The sequence below is a fragment of the Melittangium boletus DSM 14713 genome, from assembly GCF_002305855.1.
Taxonomy (GTDB): Bacteria; Myxococcota; Myxococcia; order Myxococcales; family Myxococcaceae; genus Cystobacter; species Cystobacter boletus.
The window spans coordinates 7,590,643-7,612,399 of the sequence record NZ_CP022163.1 but is presented as its reverse complement, the minus strand read 5'-3'; the positions used below and the strand labels follow the sequence as shown (position 1 = coordinate 7,612,399).

Genomic DNA, 21,757 nt, shown 5'->3' with positions numbered 1-21,757 from the left:
GCTAGCTCAGGATGATGCGCGGCCCCTGCAGGGCGTTGCGCACCGCGGCCAGGTCCCGCTCGGACATGGCGTCGCCTTCCGTCATCTGGCGCAGGCAGACGTCGCCCTTGCCCTCGAGCACCAGCTTCTTGAGGTCCGTGAGGAGCACCGAGGCCGCCTTGAGCATCTCCTCGTTCTGGGGGTTGGGCGGCGCGCCCTTGCCCGACTTCTCCTCCATGTACTTGGTGAAGCGACGCACCGCGTCCACCATCTGGTTCGCGTCGAACTTCGCGAGCAGCGGCTTGAGCCGCTCCACGTTCAGCTTGAGCAGGTGCAGGGGCGCCCGCGCCCGCTCGAAGCTCGAATTGATCGGGCTCACCTCGGTGCGATCGAACGCGCCCAGGAGCCCCTCGTCCGGCGCCTGCACCGAGTGCGGCACCACGTCCACGAACAGCTCCATCGGCGCCACGCCCTGGGTGAAGGCCTGGATCTCCTCGTCGTCCACCGGAGGGAAGCTCGTCGGCGCGCCGATGAAGAGCATGGGGAGGATCAGGTGGCCCCAGAACTCGTTCTGCGCCGCGCCCGTGCTCGCCTGCGTGCCGAACAGGTGCGCCATCAGCTCCACGATGCGCGGCGCCAGCTCCACCTGCTCCACCAGCTTCTTGCCCGGCTCCATCTGCTGCAGCGCCGAGAGCACCTGCCCCTCGAACTGCGCGCGCACCTCCTTGGGCATCTGCGCACGGCCCAGCGCGTCACGGATCTCCCGCGACAGCGCCTCGGGCGTCGAGTCGAAGGCCTTGTTCGTCTTGGCCGGATCCATCACCAGGAACTGCATGAAGCCCGGATCGATCAGCCGCTGGTAGTCCGCGGCGCTCAGCTTCTGGCCGCCGCCCTGGGCGCCAAAGCGCGCCTTGCCCAGCATGCCGCGGATGTTCGTGCTCACCTCGTCCAGGCGCGACAGCTTGCCGCTCACCAGCGAGTTCATCACCTCGCCGAACGGCGACAGCACGATGAGCGCGTCGGGGAAGCCCAGCGAGGCCCCCTCGGGAGACTCGCGGTTGAGGAACCAGAAGGCGCCATGGTCTTCCGCCAGACGCTCGGCGAGCGCGCCCGCCAGGCCCAGGGCGAACATCTGGTGGTTCTGGTTGTTCGGCTGGAAGGTGCCGCCGATCAGACCCGGGACGGCGGCTTCCACCTCAGACCAGGGGGACTTGAGGAGATCCACCGGCTTGCCCCCGAGCTGCTGGAAGGCGGCCGCGACCTGGGCCTGGGCTTGTTGGACATGCGGAGGGGCGGGATGAGCCATTGAAGGTTCCTCTACTGATGAAGGACTCGACCGTAACGAAACGGACGCACCCCTTATCGCGAAAACCAAGTTCATCGCCATGAATACTCACCCGCTCCTAGGATGGGTGTTCATGCCGCGCCGCTTCCTCTCCGTCCTGCTGCTCCTGCTGTCCCTCTCGGGGTGTGCCTTCGTCACACCCCGCTTCGAGCAGAACGTCCAGACGGAGTTCGCCCGGGAGGACATGCGCAAGCTGTCCACGCGCACGATGGAGCTGTACTACCCGGCCCGTCTGCGGCCCAGCGCCCTGCGCATCGCGGCCCGGGTGGAGGACTGCGTCGAGCGGCTGCGCCTGCTCCCCCGCAATCCCAAGGGGCGTGAGCGGGTGCTCGTCTACCTGACGGGTGAGGACTTCAACAACGCGTACGTGGTGCCCGACTACTCCAGTCTCCCCCAGCAGATGGTGCTGCCGTCGCACATGTCCCTGGAGCTGTTCAACCTGTTGGGTTTCGGCCCGGCGGAGCTGGGCGCGGTGGGCTGTCACGAGGCCGTGCACTACGTGCAGTTGCAGCAGACGGACGGCCTGTGGGGCGTGCTCAACACCTTCACGGGGGGCCTGTTCCAGTCCAACTCCCTCACGGAGTCCTGGTTCCTCGAGGGACTGGCCACCTTCTACGAGGGCCGGCTGGGCACGGAGCAGGGCCGGCCGCACAGCCCCGTGTGGCGGGGCTTCTTCGAGGCGGCCTCCCAGCGGCTCGGCGGCGACTTCCACCCCGGCTACCTGAACCCCGGCCACCGGCGCATGGATCCCTTCGGCGGCAACTACCTCATGGGGAGTCACTTCGTGGCGTGGCTCGCCCAGAAGTACGGCGAGGAGAAGCTGTGGCAACTGGTGGGCGATCAGGGGGATTCGCTCCTGCCGCCCGTGGGCGTGACGCTGCGCTTTCGCGCCGTGTACAACCGCACCATCGGCACGCTCTTCGATGAGTTCAGCGCGGAGCTCGCCCGCACGCTCCAACCCCGCGCGCGACCCGCCACCCAGCGCGTCCTCGCCGCCCAGGTGGGCTACTTCGCCCGGCTCGCCGCCTCGCCCGCCGACGGCGCCACCGCCACCGTGGACGTGGGCCGCGACGAAGTGCCCCGCCTCACCGTGCGCGAGCGCGATGGCTCAACGCGCTTCAGCCGCTCGCTCACCCAGTTCCTCCCTGGGCGACGGTGGCTCTCCACCCACCCCATCAACATGAGCGGCCTGTCCTTCACGGGGGATGGCCAGTTCCTGTACCTCGTGGCCGCGGATGTCGATGCGCTGGGCGGCTACCTGTCGCGCGTGTGGCGGGTGGACGCGCGCACCGGCGAGGTGGTGAAGACGTGGGACGGCATCCAGGGCATGGGCGGCGGCGTCTCGCCGGATGGCCGCGCGTATGTCTTCGTCCACGTCAGCGAGGACACCGCCAACCTGGTCCGGTTGGACCTCCTCACGGGCGAGCGCACGCCGCTCACTCGCTTCGAGGGACAGGTGTCGCTCGGCCCCCCGGCGGTGGCGGCCGACGGGCGCATCGTCTTCTCCCGGATGACGGAGCGGGGATGGAACCTCGCGCTGCGCGAGACGGATGGCACCGTGCGCGCCCTCACCGAGGACGGGCGCTTCAACTACGCGCCCCGCTGGCTGGACGCGGGGCGGCTCGTCTTCGTGCGCGAGCACGAGGGCCGCTGGCAGGCGCACGTGCTCGACCTGGTGGCCGGAGGAGCACCCGAGTGCATCACCGACGCGCCACACCTCGTCATGGACGTGGCGCCGCATGGCGACTCCGAGGTGGTCTTCCTCAACCGCGAGGGCTTCGACTTCTCGCTCGACACCGCGCCCCTCGAGTCCCGCCCTTCCCCCGCCGCCCCGGTGGCCGTCCGCGCCTCCTCCTTTCCGGGCCCCGTGGAGGCCACCCCCGCCTCCGCGCCCTACCTGGGCCACGCCCTGGACATCCTCTCCGACGAGCCCTACTCGACGCTGGAGCGCTTCTTCCTGCCGGAGTTGCGCGCGCCCTACATCTACGCGCTGCCCGACGTGGCGGATCCCGAGCGCAGCATCATCCACGGCGGCCTGGCGCTCGCGGGGCAGGATCGGCTGGGCATGCACCAGTATTCGCTCCTCGTGGAGGCCGATACCGCGCTGCGCGACCCCAGCGTCTCCTTCACCTATGGCACCGCCCTGGCCGCGCCCTGGACCGTGCAGCTGTCCGGCGCGCGCCTGCGCGAGGTGGGCCGAAGGGATCTCCAGGTGAGTCTGACCGTGTCCCGCGCCTTCTGGACCACGCCCGTGAGCGCGCGGCTGCTGGCCCTGCGCCGCGACTGGTTCACCACGTCCTCGCGCCCCGGCGTGCGCACCTCCCTGCTCGGCCCCGAGGCCAGCGTGTCCTTCACCTCGGGGGAGAGCACCTCCTATGGCGGCACGCAGCGGGGGCTCGGCCTGACCCTGAGCGCGGGCGTCTACCCCCTGGCGTTCGACAACGCCCGCCCCTTCGCGGAGGTGCGCGGAGAGTTGACGGCCGTGGTGCCCGGCCTGCCCGGCGTGAAGCGCGACAACCTGACCCTGTCCCTCGTCGGCCACGCCCTGCCCCACGCGCCCGAGGGGCTGTTCCAGGTGGGCGGCGTCCCGCTCGGAGCCTTCACCTACCAACGGCGCCAGGGCCCCGAGGCCTCCCGCTCCATTCCCCTGGGCCTGCAACCCGGTGTCAGCTTCGTGGAGCCCCTGCGCGGCTACGAGGACTTCGCCCTCGAGGCGCGCAACGTCCTCATCGCCTCCGCGCGCTACCGCTACCGCGTCATTTTCGACTACGGCTGGACGTCCTTCTTCTGGCTCGGGCCATCCTTCTTCATCAGCCAGTTGGAGCTGGAGGCCTTCGGAGGGTGGGCCCGGACGAATCTGCGCGACAACCACCGGGCCGCGGGCGGCGCGCTCTTCCTGCGCACGAACTTCGGACAGGCCGTCTCCGTGTCCCTCTTCTATCAATACGCCCGGCGCTTCGATGACGGGCTCGGCCATCTGCACCTGGTGGGTATCGCGCTCTAGGCTCGTGCCAAAGGGCAAGGCCCCTTCGGGCAGCCAACGCTTCGGGCAAGGACTGGATTGCCTCGGAGGCCCGAGGACGTCCGATCCCTTGCCTCCCACCCGCTACATCCGCAGCTTCCCCTACCTTCTGGATGCGTCGCCGGGGCACGGGGTCGGATTTCCTCTCGCCGGCTGAGAATCGGCACATCCGGAGACCCTGCACCGGAGGTCGCGCGGATGAGAACGGCTGCCAGTCCTGCTCCTGAGTCCGTGTTGGTGGTGGACGATGAACCCGCCCTGCGCGCCCTGCTGGCCTTCGTGGTGCAACGCACCGGCGCCGTGCCCGTGGTGGCCGCGGACGCCGCGAGCGCCCGGCAGCTCGCCGCCCGGCACACCTTCGCCTGCGCGCTCATCGACAAGAACATGCCGGGCGAGAGCGGCCTGGAATTCCTCAAGTGGCTGCGCACCGAGCAGCCCGGGTGCAACGCCGTCATCGTCACGGCGTACGGCAACGTGGACAGCGCCGTGGAGGCCTTGCGCCTGGGGGCCTTCGACTACCTGCTCAAACCCTTCGAGGTGGACGCGCTCGAGCACCGCCTCAAGCTGGCCCTGGAGCAGTACCGGATGCGCCAGGAGCGCGAGCACATGCAGGCCATGCTGGTGCAGTCCGACCGTCTGGCGTCGCTCGGGTTGCTCGCCGCCGGCGTGGTGCACGAGGTGAACACGCCCCTGGCCTACATCCTGTCCAACCTGGACTGGCTCGACGAGGAGCTGCCGTCGCTGCGCCGGAGCGTGGCGCCGCAGGAAGCGCTGACGCTCGGCAAGCGGCTGGAGGCGGTGGAGACGACGCTGCGCGACATCCGCGAGGGCGCCGAGCGCGTGCGCGACATCGCCCGGGACGTGAAGGCCTTCGCGCGGGACTCGGACGACGGGAGCATCCTGGTGGACTTGAGGGAGGTGCTCGACGCGGCGTTGAAGATGGCGCTCGTGCACATCCGCTACCGGGCCCGCGTGGTGCGCGACTACCAGGAGGTGCCCCTGGTGCTCGCCAACGAGCCCCGGCTCGCGCAGGTGTTCCTCAACCTGGTGGTCAACGCCGCCCAGGCCATTCCCGAGGACGGGGGCGAGCATGAAATCCGCGTGCGGCTGTGGACGGGCCCGAAGGGAGAGGCCTGCGCCGAGGTGTCGGACACGGGCATGGGCATCGCGCCCGAGCACATGGCGCACCTCTTCGAGCCCTTCTTCACCACGAAGCCCCGGGGCGAGGGCACGGGCCTGGGCCTCTTCATCTGCAAGTCCATCGTCGAGGCGTTCGACGGCGCCATCACCGTGTCGAGCCTGCGGGGCGAGGGCACCTCGTTCCGGTTGACGCTGCCGCCGCACGTGCGCGAGTCCGCCGCCCCGGCGGCTGCTTCACTGGAGGCGGTGGCCATCGCGGCGTCGTGAGACGAGCCCGCTAAGGGACACGTCCCTTCATCGCCGCGCTGGCCTTGCCCGCGAGGACGCGGTAGCCCAACCGGCCCGCCTCCGCCTCGATCTTCTTCAGCTCGGCGATGGCCTCGGCCTCTCCGTCCATCCGCTCCAGCGAGGCCCGGACGAGCCGCGCTTCCAGTTGCAGGCTCCCCATGTGCCCACGTGCCGCCTGTTCGAGCAGTGCCTGAACCGTGCCGAGGGCCGCCCGCCGCTCCTCGGGCGTGCCCACGCGCAACGCCACCCGGGCCTCGGTCAAGCTCACCTCCGAGGTGACGAGCACGTGCTCGCTGTGCCGCGTCAGCGCCTGGGCCCGGGCGAGCGCTTCGCGGGCCCGCTTCGGCTCCTTACCGGCCAACAGCACCTGGGCCCGCACCGCCTGAGCCAATCCCTCCAGGGTCTGCTGCCGCTGCTCCGCGTACGCCGCGCAGACCCGCTCCACCAGGGACAAGGCCTCCTCGAAGCGTCCCGCCTCCAGCGCCACCCGCGCCAGCGCCAGCTCCGTCTCGGCGATGAAGGGCTTGAGATCCCGCGCCCGGCGCAACTCCAGGGTGCGCTCCAACCACCCCCGCGCCGTCGCCAGCTCTCCCCGATCCAGGAAGAGCAGACCCAGCTCGTAGCTCGCCCACCCCTCCGAGTATTCATCCCCGAAGACGATGTTGAGCGCCTGCCTCGACTGCTCCAGCAGGCGCTGGGCCTCGTCCAGGTCTCCCCGCCGCCGAAGCACCATCCCCGTCTGGACGACGAAGGTCGCTTCCTCGGCGCGCATCTCCAGTTGGCGGTAGAGCGCCGTCGTCCGGCGTGAGCGCTTCAGGGCCAGCTCCATGTCGCCCAGGTGGCAGCTCAACCAACCGGCGTTGCCCAGCGCCTCGGCCTCGAGCGCCTGGTTCTGGAGTTCCCGGGCCACGCGCACCACCGTCGCCAGGGAGCCCTCGGCGTCCCGCATCCGCCCCAGGTCGATGAGCACGATGGAGCGCGCGGTGATCGCCCGTGCCGCCCCACCCCGCTCCCCCCGGGAGAGGAACAGCCGCACCGCTTCCTCCAGGGACGGGAGGACCCGCGCGGACTCGCCGAGGTTGCGCATCGCGAAGGCCCACGCGACGAGCGCCGAGGCGACGATGAGCGCATGCCCCAGGCGCTGGGCCCGTGCCACCGCCCACTCGGCATGCCGCCGCGAGGCCGGGAAATCCCCCGCCATCATCGTGGCCGTGGCCGCCGCCAGGTCGATGCGCGCGTCCCCGTCCTCCAGTTCTGGAAATCGCCGCAAAGCCTCGAGCGATACCAATGCCTCGCGCACCAGGCCCGCGGACACCTGCGCGGACACCAGCGCCGTGCCGTACTCCACGTTGCCGGGGAAGAACTCGGAGAGCGTCCGGTAGGCCTCGATGGCCTGAGCCCACTCGGCATGCGCGTCGTGGTAGCGCGCCACCACCCACAAGCGCTCCTCGCGCGGCAGGCCCTCGGACAGCTCGAGCGCACGCCGCGCGGAGGCCCGGGCACGCGATTCGAGGAAGGAGAGCTTGCACGCGGCGGCGAGTGCCGAATGGCCTTGCGCGAATCCGGGCTCCAGTTCCACCACCCGCTCGAGCCGTTCGATGGCCAGCGGCGACTCATGGCCACGCAGCGCGAGCAACCCTTCCGCGTAGAGGTGCGCCGCCTCGGGATGGGTGGGCAGGGCCCCCCGCACCTCGTGCCGAGCCGTCCCCCGCGAGGACTTCCTCGATGCCGACGGAGGAGGCGAGGACATCATGTCCGCGAAGGGCGTGGAGGACGGAGTTTCGGGCGGAGACGCCCTCGGGGTGGGGATGGCACCGCGCAAGGCCTCGACGGCTCGCGACGCCGAGGGGAAGCGTTCCTCGGGCTGGCGCGCCAGGCATCGGCGCAGGGCCGCGTCCCAGGAGGCCGGCAGCCCGGGGACCCGGCTCCCGGGCGAGGGAGGCGGCTCGAAGAGGCGCTTGATGGCCATGACCATGGGCGTGTCCCCGAGGAAGGGAAGCTGGCCCGTCACCATCTCGAAGAGCACTACGCCGAAGGAGTACAGGTCCGAGGCGGGTGACAGCGTCCGGCATTCCACCTGCTCGGGTGACATGTAGCCGAGGGTTCCCAGCAGGGCGCCCTCCTGGGTGCTCACGTCGTCCTCGACTCCCTCGCCTCGCGCCAGCCCGAAGTCGGTCACCACCGCGCGCAAGGCCCCGGAGCCGGAGGGCACCAGCATCACGTTGCCGCTCTTGAAGTCCCGGTGGATGATCCGCGCGGCATGCGCCGCGTCGAGCGCGGCCGCCATCTGCTCGGCCAGGGGAAGAATGCGCTCCGGAGTCATCCGCCCCTGGCGCCGCAGGTGCGCCTCGAGGGTTTCCCCCTCCAGGAACTCCATGGTGAGGAACGCGAACGAGGCGTCCTCGCCTGCCGCCGCCGCCGGGGTGTGCTCGCCCAGGTCGAACACCCGGCACACGTTGGGGTGCGTCACCCTGCGGGCCAGACGCAGCTCGCGCTTGAAACGCTTGACCATTCGCGGCGCGGAGACGCCCTGAACGTGGAGCGTCTTGAGAGCGACCCGCTCACGCAGCGATTGATCCTCCACCGCGTAGACCGCGCCCATGGCCCCCTCGTCCACGAATGACAGGACGCGGTAGCGGCCCGCGATCAATTCCCCCTCGGCGAGCCTCCGCGCGACGGCCTCATGCCTCGCCTTCGGGGGAATGAAGGTATCGGAACTCTTTCCAGCGCTTCGCGGGCGACGGCTCATGGGGCGGTGGCCCCCAACATAACCCACCCCCGGGATTCCGTGGATGGGGCCCCTCATCAAGCGACGGCACGCACCTGTGGAGGCGGGGCGGATGGAGCCTTCTGTCGCTCTTCCTCGATGAGGGCGAGGGACTTGCGGTACTCGGCCGCCTCGGCCACCCGCGTCAACTCGAACTCACCATGGTGATTGCGCACGGCCTCCGCGATCTCATCCAGGGTCACCCGGAAGAACTCCTTGCGCTCGTTGATACGGTCCTGCGGAACGAGGCGCCGCGTCATGCCCAATTTGAAGACGTCTTCTCCGAAGGAGCCGATGAGCTTTCAGCACCACACCAGACCCGACGGCTTGCTCGCTGTCAGCCGTTTTCAGTAATCGACGGGTCTAGGCTTCCAGTTCGGGCGGTTCGCCCTGAGAGGTGCGACAATGTCTAGGCGTTCTGTCGATATTCGTCCCGTGAGCCCACGGCGGTTCCTGCGCGCGGGCGCGCTGGCGCTGGCTGCTTTGATGCTGTTTACAGCGTGCGCCACAAGGGCCCCCACGGATGGAGGGTTGACGGCTTCCCGTTCCCGTCCACCCGTGCTGCACGACTCATCCGAAACGTGGGCGTTGGAGTTGGAAGCCGAGACCGGGGAGCGGGGAGAGGCTTTCTTCACCAAGCTGCCCACGAACTTCGCGCCTGTGCAGGTGAGTGATGCCGAGTTTTCGGCGGCCATGACAACGCTGTGGCTCAACACGCCGCTTCGGGTGGCCGCGTCCCGCTCCCCGCTGTATGTCGGGCGTAGGCTCGCGCTGGCTTCCGCGCCCTTGAGCGGCAACGCCTGGCAATCCGGTCTGGCCCTGTCCTATGGGCAGTTTTGCGAGCGGCGCGGCACTCCAGGGGATTGTCTGACGCTTTTTGAAGACGGGCCTCACTTCCAGGATGACGACAGGCGAAGCCTCGCGCTCGCTCTGGCGGTTGGGCCAGCCCTGGATGGCGTAAGCGCGGAAGTGCGGGCCATGCTCGACCCCACACGGATCCTCGCGATGATCAGCATGAGTATCACGGTTTATATGGCGCTGCTGCTGGCGCCAGTGCCCGAGCCGGTGACAAAGGGCGCGGCCCTGGTGTTTAGCGCCGCCTTGTGGGGTTATCTCGGTTATGAATTCTTCGATCTGCTGCGGGCCTATGCGCAGCTCTACGAGGATGCACCCCGGGCCTCTACCTTCGCGGAGCTGCGCGAGATTGGCGAGCGTTTTGGGCGTGTCATCGGCCCCAACAGTGTGCGGATTCTCGTAGTCGTGGGGACGGCGGCGATAGGTGAAACGGCGGCGCTCGCGTCCAGGGCCCCAAAGCTTCCCGGATTCGCACAAGCGTCGGAAAGAGTCGCGGCTAGTACTGGCTTGGGCCTGCTGGAGACGGCAACCGGAGCCGAGCGTGTCATTGTCTCCGTGCCAGAGGAGACGATCCGCATGGTGTTGGCGCCTCATGTCGTGGCCATGGCGGCCCGAGGCGTTACCGCTGGGAGCCCTGCCCCGAGCCGAGGTAAGCTCCTCCCCAACGGACACAGGGCGTGGGGATCATTTAGTGGCTTCAAGTCGGCGATGGGAGCAGCGGGCCCCGGAAAGGAGTGGCATCACATCGTGGAGCAGACTCCTGGCAACGTGAAGCGGTTCGGAGGCGAGGCCCTGCACAATACAGAGAATGTCGCCGCATTAGACAAGGCGTTGCACACCGAAGTCAGTCGCCTTTATTCCTCGATCAAGTACAACATCACCGGATCGTTCAGACTGACTATTCGACAGTGGTTGAGCGGCCAATCCTACGAGGCGCAGCGCACGTTCGGCCTGCGGGCAATTGATAATGTAAGGACCGGGGTATGGTGAAAAGTTTCGAGAAGCTCGTGGAGGAGTTCGCTTATCACGTACAGGCGCAAACGGAGCAGATTGTCGCGGGGGACGCGAAGGTCGGAAACAAACACGCAAAGAAATCCATTGCCGCATTCATGCAACTGCGCGCTGGTGGTGATGCGGGGCGGGATGCGCTCGCCGTGCTCTTCACGCATCCGCGAATGGACGTGCGGGTGTCGGCGGCTACGCTGCTGTTGCGCCATCGCACGGCGGAAGCCAAAGCGGTTTTGGAAGAAGCAGCCAAGGGCAAAGGGCTGGTCCCGTTTGAAGCATCCGAGGCGTTGAAACGCTGGGAGGACGGAACATGGGCCCTAGACCCTGCCGAGGATGAAGCGGGGCCCAGCAAGTGCAGCCGCCCACGCACGGAACGTGCCGCGTCTGACAGACCGAGGGCGAGCAAGCGGGACAAGCCCACTTGAAGCAGCCCTCAAGCGCTTCAAGCCGACGACCTCGACTCTACTTTCACCGGGTGATGTTCACCAGCGGGGAGTCAATGGAGGGGGACGACACTCTCTCGCCATCCGTCTGGTCCACGCCGCGAGCCCCCACGCGGAAGACACACGTGCCGCGCTGCCGGGCCACCAATCGCGCGCGGAATACCACCCTCCCCTTGCCAGGAATGTCCACGCTCGTGGGCTCGGGCCCCGACACGAGCGTCACCCCTCCCGAGCCAGAGGCGCTCGCCCTGTCCAGCGTCACTCCGAACACCGGGGAGTCACCCAGATTGACCACTTCCAGGTCCACGAGGAAGAACTCCCCCGCATTCACGTTCACCGGCACGTGGGTGAAGGCCGCCACCAGACGTCCTGGGGTTTGCACGAAGAGGGGCGGCGCTCGCATTTCCTCCGAGCGCACTCCGCCGCCCGTGAAGTCATCGAAGCCTCCCGCCCCCACCCGGACATTCACCGCGCCCGTCCGAGAGGCGACATAGGTCCACTCGAAGTCGCGCCCCTCCCCCGGTGGCACGTCCACACTCTCCGGCGCGGACGTCGACGAGCCCCCCTCGATACCTCCGGACCCCTCGATGACGGGCACCTCGGGCCTCACGTCCCGCACCAGGCTCGGTCCCGCGTTGTCCACGTGCAACGTGACTCGGACTTTCTGGCCCACGTTCGCCACCTCGGGCCGCACCTGAAGCGAGGCGGTCAGCTCCGGGCGCTCGCGCACCTCGAGTCCCGTCTCCATGGAGAGCACCGGGAGACGTTCCCCACTCGCCTCGTCCTCGCCCTGGACGTTCAGCCGCCAGAGGGAAGCCCCCGGCGTGCGCGCCTCCACCTTCCATGCGAAGGACACGCTCGCCCCCGGTTCCACCTCCGAGGGCGAGGACTCAGGGCGGAGCTTCACCTCGCGCCCAGGCCCCTCGACACGCAGCTCCGGGTGGACGGCGCGCGCGCGGGTGCCTCCCGTGTTCTCCACCGTCAGCAACAGCCGCGTCTCCTCGCCCACCCACAACCGCTCGCGCGTCCACGTGGCGCTGGCCTTCAGCGAGGACGGCGGCCGCTCCGAGACGTAGTAGGCGCGGGGAAGTTCCACGCGCTCGCCCAGGGGCGTCTCCACCTCGAGGGGATACCATCCCGGGGCAAGCCCCTCGGGAATCTGGAGCCGCAACGTGTGCGCGTCCTCCCAGGTCACGTCCGGGAGCCGCCGCTCGCCGAGGTAGACGTCGAAGCGCGACTCCATCGTCACCGGCTCCGGCCCGCCCAGGTGTTGGGTGGCGACCGGCAGGAAGTTCTCGCCCTCGAGCACCGCGGACACCGGCTGGGTATTCACGCCCCAGCCAGGCACCACGCGGTGGAGCCGGGGCGCATACCCGTCACCGGGACCCATCGAGCAGGAAGCCCCGAGCAGGCACGACAGGGAGAGCGCGGCCCGGCGGAGATCAGAAGAGCTCAAGGCGATACCCCAGGTGGAGTGCCACCCCACCGAGCGCGCCCCGCAGCACGTGCAGGGCCGGATCATCGAACCAACAAACTCGGGCCTCGAGGAAGGGCTGGCCGGGCCCCAGGGCCACGCCCGCGCCCACCAGGGCCTGGGCCCCGGGCACCCACGTTCCCTCCGCCAGGGACAGGCCCTGGGCCCACTCCGAGCGGCCATGGACCCGCGCCAGGGAGAGCCCCACGGCGGTCCACCCCTGGAGCCCATGCTCGCGGGGCGTGCGCAGTCCCACCGCCACGGTGGTGTCGAACAGGAGCATGCGCCCCGAGAAGCCGGGCACCACCGTCCCTCCCCCGCGCGAGAAGCCCAGCATGCCCATGTCGAGCATCAATCCCAGGGCCGGCCACGCACGCACCGGCCACACCTCCAACCGCACGCCCGCCGACGGCGCCCGCACATCCGCGAAGTTCGTCACCCCACCCAGGCGCGGCGCCAGCGACACCACGGAGCGGCGCGGATTGCCCGCCGCGTCCCAGGCGGAGACCTCCACGCCGATCCGGGCCGCCTCGGAAGCCACGACTTCCTCGCGGTCCACCTTCAACTCGAAGCGCTGGGCCGGGCCGGACACCGCCTCCAGCCGAACCTCGAACGACCAGCGCGGGTCGTGGCCCACGCCTCCCTGGAGTGACACCTCGCCCGTGGGGCCCGGAGGCAGCGTCCAGCGCACGAGCAACACGCCGGGCTCCAGTTCGAGGGGAAGACTCACGCCGCCACGCGACGGGGTGAAGGTGAAGGGCCCTGGAGGCGCGGGCGTGCCCTTCAATCGAGAGAGGAAGAGCCGGACATCCACCGTCTCCGCTTGATCGGCCCGCACCTGGCGGCGCTCGGCGACGGCATGGACACAGGGCCATGGGGGCACGCCCAGGTCGATGCGCCGGGCGCCGAAGAAGGCCTCCCGGTGTCCGGGAGGAACGGTGAGGGGAACCCGCGCGAGGCCCTTCGCGTCCGCCTGGACCGGCCCGAAGGACCGCTCACCCACCTGGAGCGAGACGGGAGCACCCGGCCGGGTGCGCACCTCCGCCTGGCCCCGGCCCCAGAGCGGCAGGAGTGACCATCCCTCCAGAGGCCCCCAAGGCCCCCGCGCCCGCGCGGTGAGGATGACTTCCCGGGGCAGCCGCTGCCGGGGGGGCACGTAGGGCGCGCGGAAGACGCCCGGCGCCATGGGCGTGAGCGGCCCCACCTCGCCCTCGCTCGCGAACAACTCCAGGTCCGTGGCCTCGGGTGGCAGTTCGACGCGCACCTCCAGCTCGCGCTCGTCGCCGAGCACCCCATATTCCGGAACGAACACGACGCGAATTCCGTCCTGGGAAGGCGTGGAGGCGGCCTCCGCATGGACCGCGCGCACGGAAGCGCCAAAGGCCCACAGCCCCACGAGCAGCAGCACGCCTGGCACCGGACGCGGGCACATGACGTCAGGGCTCCTCGTTCCAGCGGAACTTCACCGACTCCACCCGGGACGCCCCCGCGCCCGCCCGGACTCCGGATCGACAGGGCAAGGACAGCTCCCGGGACGCGCCGCCCGGCTCCCTCGCCACCACCGACACCTGGAGGCGGCCCCGGGCGCGCGGCACGTCCACGCGGAAGGTCCCCTCGCGAGACACCTCCGTGGGCGCGCCCTCCACCCACACCTCGGTGCCCGCGCGCACCTCGCCCCGGAGGGACAGACACAGGGCCTCGCCACTCGCGGGGGCGTTCGCCGCCACGCGCAGCAGCACCTCCAGGGGAATGGGCTCCGGGCCGAGTGGCCGGGCGCCCTCGAAGACGAGCCCCTGTTGCCCCGCGCCAATCTGGATGGTGGCGCCCTCGGCCGACAGGTCCACCGTCCCCCCCCGGGTCACCACCGCCACCATGGCTCCCCGGCGCAACAGGGTGAAGTGCGCGGCGCGCGTCTCGGCCACCACCCCGCCCTGGGCGTGCACGCGCAGCACACGCGCCTCCCGCTCGCGGTAGTCCACGTCGATGCGGCCGCGCTCCAACCGGATGGTGTGGACGGCGCGCGTCACCGCCTCCATCCTCACCTCGGAGCGCTCGGGAATGGACAGCCGCGACGCCTCGTCACCCACCCGGAGCTCCACCCGAGCGCCGGGCCCCGTGCGCACGGCGTCCTCCGGATCGAGCACTTCACCCACCACCAGTGCCACCCACCGCTCGCCCTGGCCTCGTTGCACCACTCCCACCACCCCGAGCACCCGCGCGCGCGGAGCCTCCTCGACCCCAGGCGCCGCCGGAGGTGGCTCGGCCAGGACGAGCGGCGCGGGCGCATCGGCCTCGTGCCGCGACAGCAGCCACGCGCCGGCCGCGGCCAACAGCAGCGCCGCGCCCAACCCGAGCGCCATCGCCCGGCTCAGGGGATCCATCCTCGGACTCATGCCCGGTTTCCTCCTCGATGTCCCTCCGGGGCTCACATCAGGTGGGCCTCGGCCCCCGCCGCGGGAAAGATGACGGTGATGGTGGTGCCCAGCCCCTCGGCGCTCTCCACCCGGATGCGACCGTGGTGCGCCTCGACGATTCCGTGCGCCACGGACAGGCCCAGCCCCACCCGGCCGGGCTCGTCCTTGGTGGTGAAGAAGGGATCGAAGATGCGCTCGCGCATCGACTCGGGGATGCCCTTGCCGGTGTCCTTCACCGACAGGCACACCGCGTCGCCCTCCACCGTCCCGAGCCCCACCGAGAGCGTGCCGCCCCGGGGCATCGCGGTGAGCGCGTTGCGCAGCAGGTTCGTCACCACGCTCTGCAGTTGCTCCGCGTGGCCCAGGACGAGGGGCACCGGCTCGCTCAGCGCGCAGGACAGCGTGACGCCCCGGGACACCAACTCGTCCCGCATCTCCTCGAGCGCCGCGCGCACGGGCCGCGCCGGATCCAGGGGCAGGCCCGTTCCCGCGCGCTCCTGCTCCGTCATCTCGCGCAACTGCCGGATGATGCGCGCCATGCGCCGCGCCTGCTCGAGCACCATGTCCAGGTTCTCGCGCAGGGGCGAGGGGCTTGGCACCTCCTCGCACGCGAGCGACAGCAGGCCGAGGATGCCCGTGAGCGGGTTGTTCAATTCGTGGGCGAGCCCCGCGCTGAACGAGCCGAGCGCCGCCAGCCGCCGCGTGCGGGCGATCTGATCCTGCGCCTCGCGCAGTTGCCGGGTGCGCTCGTCCACGCGCTGCCGCAGCTCCTCGCTCCAGCGCCGCAGCTCGGCCTCGCGCCGCCGCAGCTCCAGGGCCATGTGGTTGAAGGAGCGGGCGAGCCGCGCCAGCTCATCACGGCCCTCCTCGGGGAGGCGCGGCCCCTCGTGCCCCGCGGCGAGCGCGGCCACGCCCTCGGACAGCCGGGCGACGGGCTGGCTCACGCCCCGGGCGAGCACGAGGCCGAGCAGCGCCGTGGCGCCCAGCGCCACCAGCGCCCCGAGCAGCGTCGAATGCCGGACGCGCTCGGCGGGCGCCAGGGCCATGCTCGCCTCCCGGCCCACCACCACGCCCCAGCCGAGCTCCGGAACAGGAGCGAAGGCGGCGAGGTATTCGGTCCCATCCGCGCCGCGCACGGTGCGCACCACCGGGGCGCCCCGGGACAGCCCCTCGGCCACCAGGGCCCGCTCCGCCTCGCTCAAACCCTCCGGACCGGAGGCGCCCGTCACGGGCACCCCCTGGGCATCCACGAGGAAGGCGCGCCCCGCGTCGTGGGCCAGCTCCGCCACGCGCTCCGACAGCTCGGCGAGGGAGAGCTCCGCCAGGAGCAGGCGCGAGGCCTTCTCGCCCACGCGCACCGCGAGCGCCACGCGGCCTCCCGAGGTGCCCGGCGGCTGATACGGCGGACCGATGGCGGCGCCGGTGGCCAGGGCGGCCTCAACGGGAGCGTGGCGCGAGAAGAGGGCCAGCGAGGCCTCGGAGACAGGCTGCCGCTCGTCGTCCTCCGGGGACAAGTAGACGGCCGGTGCGAGCGCGCGCCCGTCCCCGTCCACCAGCACGAGCAGATTGAGGGCCCCGAGCTGGCGCAGGGGAATGGCCAGCACCTGAGCGGCGTCCCCGGCGCCCAGCTGCTCCAGGGGAAGGGAATCGGCCACCAGGCGCAGGTGCTCCACGCCGGAGAAGACGAGCTGGCGGCAGGCCCGCGCGAAGTCCGTGGCGGCCTCGGTCTGCAACTCCCCCACGAGCCGCAGCAGGGCCACGCGGTGGGAGTGGAAGGACAGTCCGCCGAGCAGCAGCACGGGCACCACCCCCACCAGGGCGAGCACGAGCATCAACCGAGAAGCGAAACGCACCGGCATGTCGGTCCCCCCCAGCGTGAACCTGGGAGGGATTGCACCACAGACACGGCCTCGTGGCGCGACCCGGGTGCGGGGGGGCGTCTCGCCGTGAACGCGATCAGCGACTCCGCGTTGGACGGCCGACAGGCCCCGCTTCCGCGCCCGTCAGTAGACGACGAGGGGATGGGGCGGGAAGTAGCTCACGATGGAGAGCACCGGCAGCCGGGGCGCGTCCTCGTCCCCCTCGTCACCGCCGGACGTGGTGCGCAAGCCATCGAAGCGCGCGAGCACGACGAAGTCCTTTCCAGGCGCGAAGAAGGGATCCACCCTGGGCAGACGGCCCAGGGCCTCGCGGCCCGTCTCATCGGAGATGTTGTCGTAGCGCGGCAGCGTCACGGAGTGGGACTCGCTGTCGCGGGTGGCCATCTGCCCCCCCACGTTGGACAGCCCGAACGAGCCCACCGCTCCATCCAGGTTCCCGGAGCGCACGGACACCGAGTCCCGGCGCGTCGTGTACCCGGCGGACTGCTCGCGCTCCACCGAGCCCAGCGACTGCTCGACGAGCCACACCGTGGGACGATCCTCGTCGCTGCGCACATCGGCCACCTGGGCGCGCAGCAGCAGGTAGCGGCCCTTGTAGATGTCCGGCTGGGCGATGGCGTCGGCCAGACCGAAGATGGGCACCCGGCGCGCGTGCAGGAGCGCGAGCTCTCCCGACACGCTGCCCCCGCGCAGGGCCACCACGTGGGCGATGACCTGCGCGGCGTCCGGACGCACCCGCAGCTCCTCGGCCCAGGCATCCGAGAGCAGGGCGTTGAGCTGCGTGAAGTGGGTGCGATCCACGCAGGACTTCAGCGCCGCCCACCCCTGATCCCGCGACCGGGCCAGCAGCCCACGCGCGGCCGCCTCGCACTGGGCCGGCGTCGCGTAGCGCGCGCCGAAGGCCTTCTCGTCCGGCCGGGAGGGCTCGGGCGTGGACGAGGCCTTGGGCGCGGGCGGCTCCTCCACCAGCGGAGGCAGCTCGGAGCGGGGATCCACCGCATGGGAATGCCTCGCCGCGCCACACCCCCACAGGCCCATCGCGCACAACAGGGCCAGGCCCGAACGCCCCGCCCCCTTCGTCTTCGTCAACAAGGTGGACATGGTTGCTTGCTTCCTCGCACCGGAGACCATCACAGCGACTCCACGGCCCGGGTGGGCCTCCGCGCCTGCGTCGTGGACCGGATGGCGCCCATCGACGGGGTGTCCTCCGGCATCATCAAGGAGCACGCCGCGCCACACAGGTGGGACAGGCACACGAGGGCGTTGGTGCCCAGCTCCTGGTGAGACACGTTCTCGTGGCAGCTATCGCCCGCGCCAGGGCAGCGCTGCTTCTCCGCGCACTGGCAGCACGCCGAGGCCACCGTCGCCATCGTGGCGATGTCCTGCAACACCTTCTCCAGCTTGAGGTAGCAGACGCGGGCCTCCGGGGCGAAACGGCCCTTGGCGTCGATGACGGGCACCTTGCCCCCCAGGCCACACGCGTCCTCGGCGGCCTCGGTGTATTTGCGCTCGCACTGCCCCACGAGGTTCTTGTCCGCCGCGAGCCCCGAGGAGGGCCTGGCGGCATGCAGGCACAGGGCGTGGGCGATGTCCTTCAGGGTGCGCACGTTGCTCGCGGCCTGATCCTTCACGGCGGTGGACGCCGCCACCTCGGCCTCGAAGACACATTGGCGGCCCGATTGAAGGGTCTCCACGGTGCACGCCCAGGCGGTGGGCTGCTCATTGGCTTGGGGGGGCGCGCCCAGGGCCTCGGGCGGAAGGGCCTCGTCCGGCGCGTCCGGAGCGGAAGACAGCAGGAGGAGGAGGATGGCGGTGAACATGGGGCCCCCAAGCAAGGAAACAGCCTCCCACATCCTCGGATGAGCCGGGGGGCTTGGGCAACCGGACATGGTCGCGCTGCTCGCTGGTCATCATTGGTGGGCCTGGGGACGACCCGGGAATGAGCCCGCCTGAACGCTGGCCCGCCGGGCCCGGGGACGCCCGAGCAGCGGCCTGGATATTCCGGTTTTGAACGGTTAGAGTCCGGCCCCCGTGGCAACTCCAGAGCCGCAGTCCTGGGGCCAGCGTCTATGGCCCGCGGCGACCTTCCAATTCGCCCTCATCGCGGGTGTGACGCAGCTGAAGACCGCTGCCAACGCCCTCGTCTTGTCGCGCTTCGAATCGCACGTGCTGCCCTACCTGTACCTGGTGGGTGCCCTGCTCGTGGCGGCGATGGCGCTGCTGCCCCGCCGGGGGCCGGGTGAGCCGGGCCCCTCGCTGCGCCTGCTCATGACGGGAGGCGCGGCGGTGGTGGGGCTGCTCACCCTGGGTGTGTCCCTGGGCCAACGCTTGCCGGCCCTGGCGCTCTACCTCTTCGTGGACGTCTTCACGACGTTCATCTCCCTGCACTTCTGGGGACGCATGGCGTCGGCCTTCGACGCGCGCGAGGCCCGGCGGGCCTTCACCGCGCTCAACGGCGTGGGCATGGCGGGAGGAATGCTCGGCGGCCTGCTGGTGCAGACACTGGCCGTGCGGCTCGGCACCGTCGCCATCCTCGCGGGCGGCGCGCTGTCGCTGGGCGCCGCGGGCCTGGCCTTCCACTTCCACCACGTCACCGACACGCCCCGGCCCGCGCGCTCGCGCCACCTCACCCCGCCCGCGGCGGCGTGGGAGTACCTGGCCACCAGCAGCTACGCCCGGGTGCTCGCGGCGCTGGGCGTGAGCTTCGCGGTGCTGTCCGCCTTCGTCGACTACCTCTTCCGCCTGCGCGTGGAGCGCACCCTGAGCGAGGACGGACTGGCGGCGCTCTTCGGCTCGCTGCAGCTGTGGATTGGCCTCTTGTGCGTCGTCTTCCAGCTCTTCGTGGCCGAGCGCCTGCTCAAGCGCATGGGGTTGATGGCCTACCTGGCGCTGCTGCCCGGGGCCATGGCGCCCCTGGCCGTGGCCTCGCTGGTGACGCCCGACCTGTGGCCGGTGCACCTCTTGCGGCTGCTGGAGAACGCGGTGAACTACTCGCTGCTCCCGGTGGGCGTGCAACTGCTCTACGCGGCGGTGCCGGACGAGGAGCGCGAGGCCCTGCGCGGCGCGGTGGAGGGACTGCTGCGCAAGGGCGGGACGGTGCTCGCGGGCGTGCTGCTCATCGGCGTGGGCCGGGCGGCCGACGGCGTCTCCATGGCCCTGGCGGTGGTGGGCCTGTGCGGCCTGCTCGGCGTGTTGCTGCTGCGCCTGCGGCCCGCGTACGTGGAGGCCCTGGGCGAGCAGGTGGGCGCGACGTCCGAGGAGGACGAGGCGCTGGGACGCGAGGATCGCCGGCTGCTGGTGGAGGCCCTGGGCTCGAGCGCTCCGGAGCGCGTGGTGTCCGCCATGGAGCTGATGGAGCAGGAAGGGCTGCCCTTGCGGCCCCACCTGTCCGTGCTCCTGCGCCACACGCACGAGCGCGTCCAGGAGCGCGCCGTGGCGCTGGCGCTGGCGCTGGAGGCCACCGAGACCGCGCCCCTCCTGGAGCAGCTGGTGACGCAGGGCGCGCGCCGGCCGCGGGACGGCGCGGTGTGGGCGCTCGCGAAGCTGGCCCCGGAGCGGGCCGAGCTGCTGCTGCCCTCGCTGTTGCGGAGCCCGGACGTGGGGCTGCGCTGCGCGTCCATTGGCGCGCTGCTGCCCAACCCCCGGTGGAACGCGGCGGCGCGCATGTCGCTGGGGGCGATGGCGGCGCGCGGGGCCCAGGCGCCCGTGGCGGAGCGCCGCGAGGTGGCGGGCCTCTTCGGACGGTTGAAGGACCCCACGTACCTGCCCATGCTGGCGACCTTCCTGTCGGACCCGGACAGCAGCGTGCGGCGCGTGGCGGTGCGCTCCGTGGGCGAGGGCGGCTACGTGAAGCTGGCGCCGCGGCTGCTGCCCTTCCTCACCTGGCGCGAGGAGCGGCGCGAGTCGCGTGAGGCGCTCGCCGCGCTGGGCGACGAGGTGACGCCCCTGCTGGAGACGACGCTCAACGACTTCTCCGCGCCCCTGGCCATGCGGCTCCAGGTGCCGCGCGTGCTGCGCCTCATCGGCACGCCGTCCGCGCTGCACGCCCTGCTCTTCTCCAACGTGCGCGACGATGCCCGGCTGCACTTCCGCATTGGCGCGGAGCTGTCGCGTCTGCGCGACGAGCACCCCGAGCACCCGGTGGACGAGGAGCGGGTGCGCGAGGCCCTGGGCCGGCGCCGCGAGGTGTACCGCGCGCTCGTGGGGCCCTATCGCGACCTGCGCGCGGAGCTGGGGGACGCCTCCCTGCTCACGCGGGTGGTGGGCGACCGGTTGGATCAAGCCCTGGAGCTGAGCTTCTTCCTGCTCGGCCTGCTGCATCCCCCGCAGGTGATGCGGCGCGTGCATCAGCACGTGGCCGGCCAGGACTCGCGGCGGCGGGCCTACGCGCTGGAGCTGTTGGAGACGCTGACGAACGAGGAGGACCGGGCGCTGGTGCGCGAGCAGGTGGAGTCGCACCACCGGGATCTGCCTCCGGGCGAAACGGGAAGTCTGGAAGACCACCTCGCGTGGCTGTGTCGAAGCGAGGACGTGGTGCTGCGCGCGTGCGCGCGACAGGTGGCGGGCCGCATCGGCTTGGACGTGCCGGGGGTCCAGGAGTCGGACATGAGTCAGGCAACGGTGCAGAAGCTCTTCCTGCTGGAAGAGGTGCATGTCTTCTCGCAGAACGACGTGGATGACGTGGCGGCGGTGGCGGCCATCGCCCGCGAGGCCCGCTTCCGCGCCGGCGAGCGCGTCTACAGCGAGGGAGACCCCGGAGACGCGCTCTACGTCATCATCGAGGGCGTGGTGGACGCCATCAACAACGGCGAGCAGATGTTGCGCATGAAGGCCAAGGACACCTTCGGCGACATCAGCCTGCTGGATGGAGCCCCGCGCCCCACGGACGCCATCGCGGTGGAGGACACGCGGGTGCTGGTCATCGACCGCCGCGACTTCCTCGATCTGCTGGCGGACCGGCCGGAGCTGCTCACGGGCTTCTTCCGCGCGGTGAGCCAGCAGTTCCGCGCCGTCATCCAGCTGGCCGAATCCCTCCAGGCGAGCGCCGAGGCGCTTCTCCCCCACCAGGTGGTGGCGCTGGAGCGGCCCGTGGCGGAGGAGGCACCCGTGCCGCCTCCTCCGGAGCACAAGCGCGCGGGCTGA

Annotated in this window: 14 protein-coding genes; 5 read left to right on the top strand and 9 right to left on the bottom strand. The window is 70.8% G+C overall.

Annotation, left to right across the window (positions count from 1 at the left end):
• Position 1 precedes the first annotated feature (1 nt).
• Positions 2 to 1,285: a hypothetical protein gene (locus tag MEBOL_RS31590; protein ID WP_095980923.1), complete on the bottom strand. Its 1,284-nt coding sequence runs from the start codon at positions 1,283 to 1,285 to the stop codon at positions 2 to 4.
• A gap of 112 nt (positions 1,286 to 1,397) precedes the next feature.
• On the opposite strand from MEBOL_RS31590, the gene MEBOL_RS31585 reads away from it, so the two are divergent.
• The gene (locus MEBOL_RS31585; protein WP_095983116.1) at positions 1,398 to 4,328 is read left to right on the top strand and encodes a TolB-like translocation protein; all 2,931 of its coding nucleotides are present in this window, start codon (positions 1,398 to 1,400) and stop codon (positions 4,326 to 4,328) included.
• 216 nt (positions 4,329 to 4,544) lie between these two features.
• A complete protein-coding gene (locus MEBOL_RS31580; RefSeq protein WP_095980922.1) occupies positions 4,545 to 5,753 on the top strand; it encodes a sensor histidine kinase in 1,209 nt (402 codons plus the stop codon).
• A 10-nt stretch (positions 5,754 to 5,763) separates the two neighbouring features.
• Here MEBOL_RS31580 and MEBOL_RS31575 read toward each other — a convergent pair whose 3' ends face one another.
• Positions 5,764 to 8,523, bottom strand: coding sequence for a serine/threonine-protein kinase (locus tag MEBOL_RS31575; protein WP_170115632.1), 2,760 nt, complete (start codon positions 8,521 to 8,523; stop codon positions 5,764 to 5,766).
• A 56-nt stretch (positions 8,524 to 8,579) separates the two neighbouring features.
• Positions 8,580 to 8,801 carry a hypothetical protein gene (locus tag MEBOL_RS31570; RefSeq protein WP_245918992.1) on the bottom strand — a complete coding sequence of 74 codons (222 nt, stop codon included), beginning with the start codon at positions 8,799 to 8,801 and terminating at the stop codon, positions 8,580 to 8,582.
• Positions 8,802 to 8,946: 145 nt separating this feature from the next.
• On the opposite strand from MEBOL_RS31570, the gene sitA5 reads away from it, so the two are divergent.
• Both sitA5 and MEBOL_RS31560 read left to right on the top strand, forming a co-directional pair.
• Entirely contained in the window at positions 8,947 to 10,386 is a 1,440-nt protein-coding gene (gene sitA5, locus MEBOL_RS31565) for a SitA5 family polymorphic toxin (RefSeq protein WP_483869352.1), read from the top strand.
• Positions 10,380 to 10,829: a DUF2019 domain-containing protein gene (locus MEBOL_RS31560; protein ID WP_095980919.1), complete on the top strand. Its 450-nt coding sequence runs from the start codon at positions 10,380 to 10,382 to the stop codon at positions 10,827 to 10,829. Before sitA5 ends, MEBOL_RS31560 begins: the two co-directional genes overlap by 7 nt.
• A 43-nt stretch (positions 10,830 to 10,872) precedes the next feature.
• On the opposite strand, the gene MEBOL_RS31555 is transcribed toward MEBOL_RS31560, so the two are convergent.
• From MEBOL_RS31555 to MEBOL_RS31530, 6 genes are all read right to left on the bottom strand, one after another.
• On the bottom strand, positions 10,873 to 12,303 hold the full coding sequence (locus tag MEBOL_RS31555; protein ID WP_157823784.1) for a COG1361 family protein: 1,431 nt from the start codon (positions 12,301 to 12,303) through the stop codon (positions 10,873 to 10,875).
• Positions 12,290 to 13,753, bottom strand: a complete 1,464-nt coding sequence (locus MEBOL_RS43840; RefSeq protein WP_095980917.1) for a hypothetical protein — start codon at positions 13,751 to 13,753, stop codon at positions 12,290 to 12,292. Before MEBOL_RS43840 ends, MEBOL_RS31555 begins: the two co-directional genes overlap by 14 nt.
• A gap of 4 nt (positions 13,754 to 13,757) precedes the next feature.
• Complete coding sequence (locus tag MEBOL_RS31545) at positions 13,758 to 14,714, bottom strand: FecR family protein (RefSeq protein ID WP_095980916.1); 957 nt, start codon at positions 14,712 to 14,714, stop codon at positions 13,758 to 13,760.
• A gap of 32 nt (positions 14,715 to 14,746) precedes the next feature.
• Positions 14,747 to 16,594, bottom strand: coding sequence for an ATP-binding protein (locus tag MEBOL_RS31540; protein WP_095980915.1), 1,848 nt, complete (start codon positions 16,592 to 16,594; stop codon positions 14,747 to 14,749).
• A gap of 144 nt (positions 16,595 to 16,738) precedes the next feature.
• Complete coding sequence (locus MEBOL_RS31535) at positions 16,739 to 17,716, bottom strand: hypothetical protein (RefSeq protein WP_095980914.1); 978 nt, start codon at positions 17,714 to 17,716, stop codon at positions 16,739 to 16,741.
• Between the two features lie 29 nt (positions 17,717 to 17,745).
• Complete coding sequence (locus MEBOL_RS31530) at positions 17,746 to 18,435, bottom strand: hypothetical protein (RefSeq protein ID WP_095980913.1); 690 nt, start codon at positions 18,433 to 18,435, stop codon at positions 17,746 to 17,748.
• 211 nt (positions 18,436 to 18,646) lie between these two features.
• Here MEBOL_RS31530 and MEBOL_RS31525 point away from each other — a divergent pair, with 211 nt between their 5' ends.
• On the top strand, positions 18,647 to 21,757 hold the full coding sequence (locus MEBOL_RS31525; RefSeq protein ID WP_095980912.1) for a cyclic nucleotide-binding domain-containing protein: 3,111 nt from the start codon (positions 18,647 to 18,649) through the stop codon (positions 21,755 to 21,757).

Coding starts and splice junctions, on each gene's coding strand:
- MEBOL_RS31570 (WP_245918992.1), bottom strand. CDS start 8,801: ATGACGCGGCGCCTCGTTCCGCAGGACCGTATCAACGAGCGCAAGGAG.
- MEBOL_RS31530 (WP_095980913.1), bottom strand. CDS start 18,435: ATGTTCACCGCCATCCTCCTCCTCCTGCTGTCTTCCGCTCCGGACGCG.
- MEBOL_RS31535 (WP_095980914.1), bottom strand. CDS start 17,716: ATGTCCACCTTGTTGACGAAGACGAAGGGGGCGGGGCGTTCGGGCCTG.
- MEBOL_RS43840 (WP_095980917.1), bottom strand. CDS start 13,753: ATGTGCCCGCGTCCGGTGCCAGGCGTGCTGCTGCTCGTGGGGCTGTGG.
- MEBOL_RS31545 (WP_095980916.1), bottom strand. CDS start 14,714: ATGAGTCCGAGGATGGATCCCCTGAGCCGGGCGATGGCGCTCGGGTTG.
- MEBOL_RS31585 (WP_095983116.1), top strand. CDS start 1,398: ATGCCGCGCCGCTTCCTCTCCGTCCTGCTGCTCCTGCTGTCCCTCTCG.
- MEBOL_RS31540 (WP_095980915.1), bottom strand. CDS start 16,594: ATGCCGGTGCGTTTCGCTTCTCGGTTGATGCTCGTGCTCGCCCTGGTG.
- sitA5 (WP_483869352.1), top strand. CDS start 8,947: ATGTCTAGGCGTTCTGTCGATATTCGTCCCGTGAGCCCACGGCGGTTC.
- MEBOL_RS31590 (WP_095980923.1), bottom strand. CDS start 1,285: ATGGCTCATCCCGCCCCTCCGCATGTCCAACAAGCCCAGGCCCAGGTC.
- MEBOL_RS31580 (WP_095980922.1), top strand. CDS start 4,545: ATGAGAACGGCTGCCAGTCCTGCTCCTGAGTCCGTGTTGGTGGTGGAC.
- MEBOL_RS31575 (WP_170115632.1), bottom strand. CDS start 8,523: ATGAGCCGTCGCCCGCGAAGCGCTGGAAAGAGTTCCGATACCTTCATT.
- MEBOL_RS31560 (WP_095980919.1), top strand. CDS start 10,380: ATGGTGAAAAGTTTCGAGAAGCTCGTGGAGGAGTTCGCTTATCACGTA.